Annotated in this window: 6 protein-coding genes and 1 pseudogene; 6 read left to right on the forward strand and 1 reads right to left on the reverse strand. The window is 69.7% G+C overall.

All coding sequences use genetic code 11. The annotated features are described in order from the left end of the window. The 6 genes and pseudogenes from ACFXJL_RS17625 to ACFXJL_RS17650 all read left to right on the forward strand — a co-directional run. On the forward strand, positions 1–2790 hold a 2790-nt coding region (locus ACFXJL_RS17625; protein ID WP_384693297.1), incomplete at its 5' end, for an SDR family NAD(P)-dependent oxidoreductase. 61 nt (positions 2791–2851) lie between these two features. After that, positions 2852–7288: pseudogene (locus tag ACFXJL_RS17630) on the forward strand (beta-ketoacyl synthase N-terminal-like domain-containing protein); the annotation flags it as partial. Between the two features lie 64 nt (positions 7289–7352). After that, positions 7353–8852 carry an FAD-dependent monooxygenase gene (locus ACFXJL_RS17635; RefSeq protein WP_384693299.1) on the forward strand — a complete coding sequence of 500 codons (1500 nt, stop codon included), beginning with the start codon at positions 7353–7355 and terminating at the stop codon, positions 8850–8852. Positions 8853–8955: 103 nt separating this feature from the next. After that, positions 8956–9984: a 3-oxoacyl-ACP synthase III family protein gene (locus ACFXJL_RS17640; protein WP_384693302.1), complete on the forward strand. Its 1029-nt coding sequence runs from the start codon at positions 8956–8958 to the stop codon at positions 9982–9984. Positions 9985–10118: 134 nt separating this feature from the next. Continuing rightward, entirely contained in the window at positions 10119–10346 is a 228-nt protein-coding gene (locus ACFXJL_RS17645; protein WP_384693305.1) for an acyl carrier protein, read from the forward strand. Next, entirely contained in the window at positions 10343–12196 is a 1854-nt protein-coding gene (locus ACFXJL_RS17650) for a 2-oxo acid dehydrogenase subunit E2 (protein WP_384693308.1), read from the forward strand. The genes ACFXJL_RS17645 and ACFXJL_RS17650 overlap by 4 nt, the downstream gene beginning before the upstream one ends. Before the next feature lie 47 nt (positions 12197–12243). Here the strand turns inward: ACFXJL_RS17650 and ACFXJL_RS17655 are convergent, their stop codons facing one another. Next, positions 12244–12843 carry a TetR/AcrR family transcriptional regulator gene (locus tag ACFXJL_RS17655; protein WP_384693311.1) on the reverse strand — a complete coding sequence of 200 codons (600 nt, stop codon included), beginning with the start codon at positions 12841–12843 and terminating at the stop codon, positions 12244–12246. Positions 12844–12904 lie beyond the last annotated feature (61 nt).

The raw sequence follows: 12904 nt of genomic DNA on the forward strand, positions 1-12904 counted from the left end.
ACCCACGGCACCCCCATCAACACCACCACCCTCCACCCACCCGGACCCCACACCACCCTCCCCACCTACCCCTTCCAACACCACCACTACTGGCTGGACGCCACGGCCGGACCCGGCATCGAAGACGCGGCCTTGGCAGGCTTAGACGAGGCTCCACATCCGCTGCTCGCCGCCATCGTGGAACTGCCCGACGGGCAGGGCGTGGTCGCGACCGGGCGCATCGGCACTGACACGCACGGGTGGCTGGCCCAGTATCTGCTGGACGACAGGCCCGTCCTCCCGCCCGTCGCGATCCTCGATCTGGTCCTCTCCACCGGGGAGTCGGTGGGCCTGCGCCACCTCGAAGAACTGGATCTCGACGCCCCGGTCGTCCTGTCAGATGAGGGCGTGGATCTGCGGGTGCAGATCTCCGGCGCGGACGACAACGGCGACCACAAGGTCAGCTTGTACACCCGGATGGACGGTGTGTGGACGCGACGCGCGATCGGCGTGCTGAACGCGTCCCCCGAACCGACCGTGGCCGAACGGGCCACCACGACGGCGCCGGAACGCGTGGGCGACGAGGGCACAGCAGGCATCTCAGAACTCACGGAGCGACTCAGCGCGGCGGGATACGACCACGACGGCGTCTTCCGATGCGTCCGCTCGTTCTCGATGCTCGGCGACGGCGTGGTACAGGCCCGAACCGCTCTGCCCGACGATGTCAGCCCCGACGGGTTCGGGTTCCATCCGGCGCTGCTGACCGCCGCCCTCGACGGCACGCTGGTGGGATCCTCGAAGGAGGCACTGCTCCCAGTCCGCTGCACGGACGTCCGACTGCACACCACCGGCGCCACCAGCGCCTCCGTCCGGCTCGTCACCCGTGGCGACGGCAGCGTTTCCGTCACCGCTCTGGACGGTTCGGGGCTGCCCTTCCTGACGGTTGGTTCGCTCACCGCCCGACCGCTCACCGAAGCGGATCTGACACTCCCGTCGGGCGCGCCGCTGCACTCGCCGCTCGCACTGGAGTGGACGGATCTCGCCGTCCCGACCGACCTACCCGACCTACCCGACGTGCAGACCCTGACGATCGCAGCCACTGCCGAGACCGGGCCGGAGGCAGCGCACGTCACCGCATCGCGGACGCTGCGGGCGGTCCAGGAGTGGCTCGCGCAGGAGCACGCCTCCGGCGCCCGGCTGGTCGTGGTCAGCCAGGGGGCAGTTGCCACGGCGCCCGGTGACCTGGTCACGGACCTGCCCGCCGCAACCGTCTGGGGTCTCGTCCGCGCCGCCCAGAACGAACACCCCGACCGTCTGCTCTTGTTGGACCACGACAACAGCCAGGCATCCCTCAATGCCCTGGATGATGCCGTCCGTACGGCGGCAGCGACAGGCGAGGGCCAACTCGCCCTCCGCAACGGCCGCCGCCTCGTCCCTCGCCTCGCGCCCACTGCCGAAGGCAGGCCGGGGACGGCCCTCGATCTCAACGGAACAGTCCTGATCACGGGCGGCACCGGCACCCTCGCCGTCCACGTCGCCCGGCACCTGGTCACCCAGCACGGCGCCCGCAACCTCCTGCTGGTCAGCCGTCGTGGCCCCGCTGCCCCCAACGCCGCCCGAATCCGCGAGGAACTCACCGGACTGGGGGCCCACGTCACCATCACGGCCTGCGACGCCGGTGACCGTGAGGAGTTGGGTGCCGTGCTGGCAGACATCCCGGACGAGCACCCGCTCACCGCCGTCATCCACACTGCCGGTGTCCTCGATGACGCGATCGTCACCAACCTCACTCCCGAGCAGCTGCGCTCTACGTTCCGACCCAAGATCGACGCTGCGTGGCATCTGCATGAGCTAACGCAGGACGCCGACCTCGCCGCATTCATCCTGTTCTCCTCCGCCGCCGGCACCCTCGGCACCCCCGGCCAGGCCAACTACGCCGCCGCCAACACCTACCTCGACGCCCTCGCCCACCACCGCCGAACACACGGCCTACCCGGCACCAGCCTCGCCTGGGGACTCTGGACCGACACCAGCGACATGACCAACACACTCAGCGAAACCGACCTCGACCGACTCGACACCACCGGGCTCCGGCCGCTTTCCGTCGATGACGCGCTCGGCCTCTTTGCCACCGCGCTCCACGACACCGACCATGCGCATCTCGTCCTAGCCAGGATCGACCGGGGCGCGGTACGGCGGCACGCTCAGGACGGGACCCTCCCCGCGCTCTTCGAGCGGCTCGCCCCGGGCGGGGTAGGGCGGGCCGACGCGAGCGGCGTGGCCTTGACCGAGCGGTTGCGCGGCATGGACGGCGAGCGTCGCGTCCAGGCACTGCTCGATCTGGTCCGTGGGCACATCGCGGCCACGCTGGGACACGAGTCCGCCGCCGATGTAGCGCCGGGGCAGGCACTCAAAGAGCTGGGATTCGACTCACTCAGCGCGGTCATGCTGCGCAACCGGCTATCTGCCGCGACCGGGTTCCGGCTCGCGACCACGCTGGTCTTCGACCATCCCTCGGCCACCGCAATCGCACACCATCTGAGCGAGCACTTCAGCGATGAAAGCGGGGCGGGGTCAGGGGTCCTGCAAACCGAGCTGGAACGCCTGGAAACGGCCGTGGCCGGGACCGATCTGGACGACGCGGGGCGCAATCGGTTCGAAGCCCGGCTGCGGGCGCTGCTGCTGCGGGTCACCGGGTCCGAGACGGCACGGGACGCCCACGGCGAGAGCGATCTGGGGTCGGTGAGCGACGACGACCTATTCGACGTGCTCGACGAAGAGCTCGGGCTCTCCGGGCTCGACGAACGATGACACAGCGGGCCTAGGGGACTGGTTCATGGAGAAGCAGGAACGGCAAGACCAGCAGGAGAAGCTGACCGAGTACCTCCGTTGGACGACCGTCGAGCTACAGAAGACCCGGCAGCGGCTCGCCGACATCGAGGCCGCCCAGCGGGAGCCGATCGCCATCGTCGCGATGAGCTGCCGGTACCCGGGAAACATCAGGTCCCCACAGGATCTGTGGCGGCTCGTCAGCGCGGGCGAGGACGCGGTCTCGTCGTTCCCGGGCGACCGGGGCTGGGACTTGGAAGCCCTGTACGACCCGGATCCGGAGCGGGAAGGCACCTGCTACACGCGGGAGGGCGGTTTCCTCTACGACGCCGCCGCGTTCGATCCCGGGTTCTTCGGGATCAGCCCGCGCGAGGCGCTGGCGATGGACCCGCAGCACCGGTTGCTGCTGGAGACCAGCTGGGAGGCGTTCGAGAACGCCGGCATCGATCCCGACACGCTGCGGGGCAGCCGTACGGGTGTGTTCACCGGGGTCATGTACGACGACTACGGCGCCCGGCTCATGGAGCACACCCCGAAGGGGTTCGAGGGGTACCTCGGCACCGGCAGCGCGACCAGTGTGGCGTCTGGGCGGATCGCCTACACCTTCGGCCTGGAGGGGCCGGCCGTCACCGTCGACACCGCCTGCTCCTCCTCCTTGGTCGCCATGCATCTCGCCGCTCGCGGACTGCGAGCCGGGGACTGCGAACTGGCGTTGGCGGGCGGAGTGACCGTGATGGCGACGCCCGGCGTGTTCGTGGACTTCAGCAGGCAGCGCGGGCTCGCGCCGGACGGCCGCTGCAAGTCGTTCTCCGCCGGCGCCGACGGCACCGGTTGGAGCGAGGGGGTTGGATTGCTGCTGCTCGAAAGGCTCTGCGACGCGCGCCGCAACCGGCACCCGGTGCTGGCATTGCTGCGCGGGTCCGCGGTCAACCAGGACGGCGCCAGCAACGGGCTGACCGCTCCGAACGGCCCGTCCCAACAGAGAGTGATCCACCATGCCCTCACCGAGGGCATGCTCGCGCCGACGGACGTGGACGTGGTGGAGGGGCATGGCACGGGCACGGTTCTGGGCGATCCCATCGAGGCGCAGGCGCTCATCGCCGCCTACGGCCAAGGCCGCCCCGCCGACCGTCCACTGTGGCTCGGCTCCGTCAAGTCCAACATCGGACACACCCAGGGGGCCGCTGGGGTCGCTGGAGTGATCAAGATGGTGGAGGCCATCCGCCACGGGACCCTGCCGTCGACGCTGCACGCGACCGAGCCGTCCCCGCACGTGGACTGGACCGCGGGAAACGTCATGCTGCTCACCGAGAACCGCGACTGGCCCGCACTCGGCCGGCCTCGCCGGGCGGGCGTCTCCTCGTTCGGTGTCAGCGGGACCAACGCCCACGTCGTCGTGGAAGAGGCACCCGAGGAAACACCCCAGGAAACACCGTCCAGTCCGCCCGCCCGGCCCTTCCCCCTGCTGGTCTCAGCGCGCACTGACGGCGCGTTGCGCAGCGCGGCACGCAACCTTGCTGCTCTGTTCGAAGACGGTGCGGCCTCGCGTCCACTGGACATCGCGTACTCCAGCGCCACCACACGGGCCAGCCTGGAGCACCGCGCGGTCGTCGTCGGCTCGGACGCGGCCGAGCTGACCCGAGGTCTGGAGGCATTGGCCGGACGCGACCCGCTGCCCGGCAATGTGGTGGTGGACCGCGCCGCGCCCGAGCCGGGTGGGCTGGCGTACTTGTTCACCGGACAGGGCAGCCAGCGGCCTGGCATGGGGCGCGCCCTCGCCGCCGCCCACCCCGTGTTCGCCGATGCCCTGACCGAGGTCTGCACGGAGTTCGACCGCCATCTTGATCGGCCGCTCCAGCCACTGTTGTTCGCGACGAAGGGCGACCCGGAGGCCGACCTCCTCCACCAGACCCGGTATGCCCAGCCCGCGGTGTTCGCCGTGGAAACGGCACTGTTCCGGCTGCTCCATCACTGGGGACTGCGGCCCGGAGTCCTGCTGGGGCATTCGGTGGGGGAGCTGGCCGCCGCGCACGCCGCAGGAATGCTCGACCTCGCGGACAGCGCCTCGCTCGTCGCCGCGCGTGCGCGGGCCATGCAGCGGGCCCGGTCAGACGGAGCCATGATCGCCCTGGAGGCGACGGAGGAGGAGGTACGCGAGACGCTGGCCGGCCATGAGCGCGAGGTCTCGATCGCGGCGGTGAACGGGCCTCGTGCCACCGTGATCTCCGGCGACGCCGACGCCGCGCTGGCCGTAGCCGAACACTGGTGGGCCGCGGGCCGTCGAATCCGGCGGCTCACCGTCAGCCACGCCTTCCACTCACCGCACATGGATGAAGTGTTGGACGAGTTTCGCGCGAGGGCCGCCCGGGTTCGCTTCGCCGAACCCGCCGTCCCCATGGTCTCCAACGTCACCGGCGCGCTCGCGGACCCGGCAGAACTGCGCTCCCCCGACTACTGGGTGGAGCACGTCCGGCGGCCTGTGCGCTTCGCTGACGGTGTCCGCGCTCTCCGTTCCGCCGGTGTGACCTGCTATCTGGAGGTCGGGCCGGACGCCACGCTCACGGCCATGGCACGGGAGTGCCTGCGCGACGACGACGGCGTACGGCCCGCAACGCTGGCGCCCATGATGAATGCCAGGCGCCCGGAGGCCCGGACCGCCCTCGTGGCGGTGGCGAAGGTCCACGCGGCGGGCCACCGCGTCGACTGGTCTGCCCAGTTCGAGGGCTCCGCCGCGGTCAGCGTCGCGCTGCCGAACTATCCGTTCGAACACCGCAGCTACTGGCTCAACCCGGACACCGGCGCCGGTCACGATGCGGCACGCGTTCCGTCCCTGGAGCGCCAGTTCTGGACTGCCGTGGACGACCAGGACGTCGATTCGCTCAGCGAGAGGCTCCGCCTGTCGCCGGAGCAGCGAGCCGCCCTGTCGTCGCTGTTGCCCGCGCTGGCCACCCAGCGGCGCCGGGCCCGGTGGCACCACACCACAGTGTGGCGCCCTGTCAGCGAGGTGCCTGCGAGCGCCGGTGTGCGCAGCCATGTCCTGCTGGTCACCGGTGACGGCGGCGAAGGCGAGCTGGAGGCGCAGGTGCTCGAAACGTTGGGCGACACGGCCCTCCGCATCGCCCTGCCGCGGTCCACCACCCACGAGGACGACCTCACTGCGATCGTGCGCAACCGCCTGCCCGGTGGAGCGGACGTCGCAGCCGTCGTGTCGATGGTGCCTGCCACAGCGCTGCCGAGGGCGCTGGAGCGAGCCGGGGTGAACGCCCCGCTCTGGGTACTGACCAGCGGCGCTGTGACGGTCGGGCGGCTCGACCCTCCCGCCGACCCGGAGGAGGCGGCGACCTGGAGGATCGGGCGGGCGATGGCCGGGCAACACCCCCGTCGGCGCATCAAATTGCTCGATCTGCCTCGTGAGTTGGACGGCCGGACACGACGACACCTTGTCGGACTGCTCTCCGCGACTCCTGCCGATGATCTGCTCGCGCTGCGCGGGGCGGGGTTGTTCACCGCGCGGCTGGTGCGCCTCGCCCTGCCGGACGAGGACCGTCGGGCCCCCTGGCAACCGGCGGGAACTGTACTGCTCACCGGCGGTACGACAGTGCTGGGTGGCCACATCGCCCGCTGGTTGGTCGAACACGGCGCCGAACGGGTCGTCCTGCCTGTCTCCTCCGAGGAGGACTCGGCGGATTTCGCCCTGCTGCGCAAGGAGCTGGCAGAACGTGGCGCCGACGTGACGACGCCCGACTTCGAGCCCTTCGACCGTGACGGACTCGCACGGCTGGTCCGTGAGGCAGCCCCCACCGCGGTGATACACGTATCCGACACTGCCGGGGGTGAAACCGTACAGGCCGGCGTGGTCGAGGAGGTCGCCGCACAGCTGGAGCTGTCCGCCTTCGTGGTGTGCGCGTCCGGCGCGGACGCTCTCGCGGAGCCGGTGTCCAGGGAGGCGGCGTCGGCCCGTGCCCATCTGGAGACGCTCGTACGGAAGCGTCGGGAACACGGGCTTCCCGCTCTGTGGTTGGAGTTCGGAGTACCGGCTTCGGGCACGGCGGTGGAGGCATTGACTCTGGCGTCCCGGACCGATCTGTGGACGGTGACCGTGGTCGACCTTGACCCGACCGTCCCACGGCTCAGCTCGGCCCGACTCCTGCGGGAACTGCCCGAGTTCGCCGACGCTGCCGACGACTTGCCCGCCGATCCGGACGGGAGGCTGCTCGACCAGCTCTCTGCCGCGGACCCGGAGGAACGGACCGCGATTCTGCTGCGGACCGTGCGTGCCCAAGCCGCCGACGTCCTGGGCGTCGAACCGGCCGACGACCTCGACCCGGACACCGACCTCTTCGCTCTGGGCCTGTCGTCGTTCGCCGCGCTCGAACTGAGCACCCGGATGCGCGCTGTGGGGTTGGACGTGTCGCCACGCCAAGTCTTCGACAACCCGACCCCCGCCCGACTCGCCGCTTCCATGCGCCCGGAGCACTGACCCGCACGCCCGAACCCACCGATCCCGGTCCGCACGGACCGCCGACTCCCCAAGGGAAACTCACATGCCTCACGACGTCGTCATCGTCGGCGCCGGACCTGTCGGACTCATGCTCGCCTGCGAGCTCCGCCTCGCGGGTACCGCAGTCCTCGTACTCGAAGACCGTGCCGAACCGAACGCCCACGCGCCGGGAGTGGCTCTCAACGGCGGAGTCGTCGAACTGCTGGAAATGCGCGGCCTGATGGACGCCTGCCGCTCCGACGGCTTCGAGTTCCCGATGGCCCACTTCGCGCACTTGTGGCTGAACCCGGCTCAACTCGCCGCCCGTTACCCGTACAACTTCGCGATGCCGCACTCTCGCCTGATCCACCACCTCACCGAACGCGCGCGTTCGCTCGGCGCGGACCTGCGCTACGAACACCGGGTTCGTGGTGTGGACGGGTCCGTCGACCTGGACCGGGTAGCCGTCCGGGTCGTCGGACCGGACGGCGAGGTGACCATACACGCCAGGTACCTGGTTGGCTGCGACGGTGTCAACAGCGTGGTCCGCCAGGCGGTCGGCGTCGGCTTCGTCGGGGATGAGCAGCCTTTCCACGGGACGGTCTCCGACTTCGCAGTCGGGCCGGACAGCGTCCTCAACCAGCACTTGGGCGCGAAGGAGTATCCCGCCGGGCTCCTCGCGGTCAGCCCGATCGGCCCCGGCATGGTCCGGGTCATGACCGGCGAGTTCGACGTCGAGCCCCCGAGCCGGGACGGCGCTCCCCCACTGGCCGAGATCCAGGCGGCCGTGCGGCGGCTGGCGGGTGTGGAGTTCACGGGCGATGAACCCACCTGGTCGGCGCGGTGGTTCAACGTCACCCGGGTCGCCGAACGGTACCGTGTGGGACGGGTGTTCCTCGCCGGGGACGGAGCACATACTCACTTCCCTCTGGGCGGGCAGGCGCTCAGCACCGGGATGGACGACGCGGTGAACCTCGGCTGGAAACTCGCTGCGGACCTCGCCGGGCACGCGCCCGACGGTCTGCTCGACACCTACGAGACCGAGCGGCGTCCAATCGCCCAAAGGGCGTGCCTGACGGTCCGTGCGCAGGTCGCCCTGCTCCACCCGTTGACGGAGCTCCGCGAGGTGGTGGCAGAACTCATCCGGTTCCCCGACGTCAACGAGTACTTCGTCAAGATGGTCGGGGGCACGGACACTCTCATCCCCCTGGGCGACGACTCCGAAGGGGAGGATGTACATCCGCTACGGGGCCGCCGGTTGCCGGGGGTGGCCTCCGCGGTCCGTTCCGTTCCGGAACTGGCCGAGGCGTGGTCGAAGGGCCGTGGAGTACTGCTCGACCTCCATGACGAACCCGAGGACGGCCGTCTCGACCTCACCGGGTGGACCGACCGAGTCTCCCTGGTCCGCGCGAAGGGGTTGTCCGATATCGACGCCGAAGCGGTCCTGCTCAGGCCGGACGGCCGTGTCGTATGGGCCGCGCACCGCCTCGACGACGGCAAGGGGCTCGCCGAAGTCCTTTTGAGGCACTTCGGCCCCCCGACCGGCGTAGGGGCGGCCTCGTGAACACAGCACCGACCCTGCCTTTGACGATGCCTTCGCGGCAGTCCTCAAGGCCGTTCGAGTCACGCTGCGCAGTATGGCCGCGGCAGCCGAAGAGGGGACGGACATGAGCGTTTACCTGCAGTCGGCCGGGACGGTACTGCCCGGCCCGCCCATTGGCATCGCGGCCCTGGCCGAGAAGTTCGGTCTGCCTTCCGTGTGGGAGCAATGGGTGGAGTCGTTCATCGACACCCCGACCCGGTACTACTCCGTCGACCTGGACTCCGGAGGGCTTCGACACTCACTCGCCGATCTGGCCACGACCGCGGCGGATCGGGCGCTCATGGCAGCCGGGGCCGCGCCCTCGGACGTGGACCTCCTTGTCATGGGCACCTCGTCGCCCGACATGCTGATGCCCGCCACCGTCAATGTCGTCGCCGACCGACTGGGCATCGACGACGTAGCCACGTATCAGCTTCAGTCGGGATGCGCGGGCGCCGTCCAGGCGCTCGACGTGGCACGACGGCTACTCGGCTCCGGTGAACACCGGACCGCGCTGGTGATCGGTGCCGACTCCTGCGCCAAGCACCTCGACCTCTCGGTGGACGTCGGCTCGATGCCGCCCGACGAACAGGTCAACGGGGTGCTGTTCGGGGACGGTGCCGGTGCCGCCGTGCTCGGCACCGAGCCAGGGCCACTCGGGATCGAGTTGCTTCGGACCCGGGTGCGGTGCGTCGGGCGCGGACGCGAACCCGGCCAGACACTGAACTGGTTCGGCGGGGCCGATCGCCATGTGGACAGACCCGCCGCGGTGGAGGACTACAAGGCCGTACAGGACGCGGTTCCGCCGCTGGCAGTCGAAGTGTTGGACGAGATGCTCAACGCACTGGACTGGGAACGGAGCGAGGTGGACTACGTACTGCCGCCGCAGCTGTCAGGACGCATGACCGACGCGATCCACATCCGGCTCGACGTGCCGGACGCCCAGGAGGTCAGCTGTGTCAGGGAGACCGGCAACACCGGCAACGCCCTCCCGTTCTTTCAGTTGGAACGGCTGCTGCCGCGCATGATCGTCGGTGACCGTGCGGTGGGCGTCGCGATCGAGTCCAGCAAGTGGATCAAGGCGGGCTACGCCCTGGAGAAGGTGGGCCTGTGACGCTGCCCGAGATGTACGGGTCGAGGCAGCTCGCCGGCCTCCGTCAGCCGCTTCCGCGCCTGCCGTCCGGCCTCACCCCGCGTCATCGCACCACCCCTGCCCATCCGGTTCACCCAGCCTTCGGAGGACGACCGTTGACGACCATCGACGATTTCCTGGTTCTGATCCGAGACGAGATCGGGCTGGCCGTCGGACCCGAGCACGTCGACATGCCGCTCGGCCTGGTGCCGGGCTGGGATTCGATGCATCTCCTGGCCCTGCTCACGGCCTTGGAACGGCAGATCGGACGCCCGATCTCGTTGCCGGACGTGCTTCAGGCCGAGAGCCTGAACAGGATCCACGAAGTGGTGGTGCGGACGTGACGATCAGGCCACTCGCCAAGGAGCGGCGCCCCACCCTGTACTTCCTCCGGGAGATCAGGTCATTCGCGCCGGTCCACCTCGATACCGAGGTGGACATGACTAGAGTCGGGAACCATCGGACGGCCGCCCGCGAGGGGGGCCGCCACTACTCCTGGCTGAGCTACGTGCTGTACGCCGCGAGCCGAGCCCTCGCGGCTCACCCGGAGGCAAACGCCGCGATCCACGGCAGATTCCGCCCGCGGATCGCCCGGTTCCCCTCGGTGTACGGCAAGTTCACGATGGACCACACCGTGAACGGTCAGCGTGTGGTGCTGTCGGCCGTCCTCCCCCACCTACAGGTCGCCGGTCTGGACTCGATCCAACGGCAGGTCGATCACTACACACGCGGCGACGCGGAGGAGCTCCCGGAGTTCGCCGGGGCGCGCCTGATCCGTCGGTTGCCGCTGCTGGTCGGCGGCGCGGCGTACCGATCGCGGATCCGGCCTCTGCGCACCCGTGCCGCCGCCATCGGATCGTTCGCGGTCACCTCGCTGTCGCACAGCGCGGTGGACGGGTTCCACTCCACCGGCGGAACCACCGTCACACTGGGGCTCGGTCGGATCGTCGACCGGCCCGTGGCGCGCTACGGCGAGCCGGCGGTCGCGCCCCTCATGCGGCTGAACCTCACCTTCGACCATCGGGTGATCGACGGCGCCGAAGCCGCAGACCTGCTCACCGACATCAAGCAGGCGCTGGAGGGCTTCGAGGAGGACATCCCGACCGAAGACACCGACACCAACGACGTGGGCGAACTCAAGCAGTTCGTGTCGGCCCACACCAGGGGACAGAGGATCCCGCTCCACGAGGACGTACTGGCCCGCATCCACACCGATGCCGACGGCGATGGCTCGTGGACGGCGGAATGGTCTCGTTCCGCGGAGGAGTTGGAACGACAGGGAAGGCTGTTGGACGCCTGCCGTCACCATGCCATGGCCCGGTTCCCGTTCGTGGACGGCCCCTCCCGGAGGAAGGCGCTGCGGGAGACCGTTCGGACATTCGACGAATGGCGGCGCACGGACCGAGACATCGAACGGCTGGAGGTCGATCTCCCAGCCGGCCGCGTCGTCGCCTGGGCGACGGGCCTGTCCGATGGCGTGCGACGGCCGGTGATGGTCGTCAGCGGTGGCATCGTGACCGTCAAGGAAGCGTGGGCGCCGACCCTGTCAGCCATCCGTCGCCTCGGCCTGGCGGGGATCATCACCGAGATGCCCGGGGTGGGCGAGAACACTCTGCCGTACGACGGGGACAGTTGGCAGATGTTCTCAGGTCTCCTTGACCATGTGAGCGACCGGGCCGACACGTCGAACTCCCATGTGCTGGCGCTGAGCTTCGGCGGTCACCTGGCGCTGCGCTGCGCGCTGGAGGACAGCAGGGTCAGGTCGGTGCTCACCGCAGGAGCGCCCGTACACGACTTCTTCTCGGACCGGAAGTGGCAGGCCGGTCTCCCGAGGCTCACCGTGGACACCCTGGCTCATCTGACGGGTGAGAAGCCCGAGGCCGTGCTCGACCGGATGCGGGAGTGGGCGCTGCGGCCGGAGGATCTCCGCGCCCTGGACATCCCGGTCCGCTATGTCACCTGCACGCGCGACGAGATCATTCCGGGCTCGGACGCGGCCTTGCTCCGCGAACACGTCCGCGACGTCGAGCTCCTCACGCACGACGATGTGCACGGGGCTCCCTCTCACTCCGCCGAAACCCAGCTGTGGCTGATCCGGTCGCTGCTCCGGGCCGTCGGGGGGAAGGCGCCTATGTCCCTCGCCCTCGGTCTGCTCCACCGTCTGGCGCGGCTGCGCGCCTCGGTGTCAGGCTGATGCCGCGTGGACCGGCGGTCTCCTCTTCGGGGCCGCCGGTCATGGGTTCAACTGGGCGGTCGGGGAAGTGTGACGGAGACCTTCGCGAGCACGTTGCGAACGGTGTCCGATAGCGGCTCGTCCTGACCCGAGTCGATCCAGAACTCGATCGCCACCCGCACCGCGCCGATCACGGTCGCGGCCATCAGCCGTGGGTGAATGTCCGCGTCGGCGTCCACACCCAGCCGTTCAGCGATGCCCGCCGCCAGGGCCGCCTCCCGCATGGCGTGCACCTTGAGGTACTCGCCGCCCAGCGGAGAAGCCGCCACAGCAAGCCGCACCTTGCTGACCAGGTCCCGGTCGTCTGCACCCCTGACTGTCAGGGCGCTCAATGTGGCGTTGACGACGGCGTCCCACAGCGGCTCGTCATCCGGGCGCTCGCGGAGGTGTTCCTGGATCGCCGTTGACCGGTCGAGGTCGACCGCGTAGAGCGCTTCGTTCTTGCTGCGGAAGTAGTTGCTGAAAGTACGCGTGGACATCCCGGCCCTGGTCGCGATGTCCTCGACCCGGACGTTCTCCCACCCGAACTCGACCGCCAGGCTGAGCGCGGCCTCACTCACCGCCCGACGCACGGCGGCGATCTTCCCCTCGCGAACCGTCAGTGACACGGCCCCAGCATCCCACAGCATGGGGCGGCGAAGTATTCAGACCTCATTTAGACGGTTGCGG

Source organism: Streptomyces sp. NPDC059256 (genome assembly GCF_042753785.1).
In the GTDB taxonomy this organism is placed as follows: Bacteria; Actinomycetota; Actinomycetes; order Streptomycetales; family Streptomycetaceae; genus Streptomyces.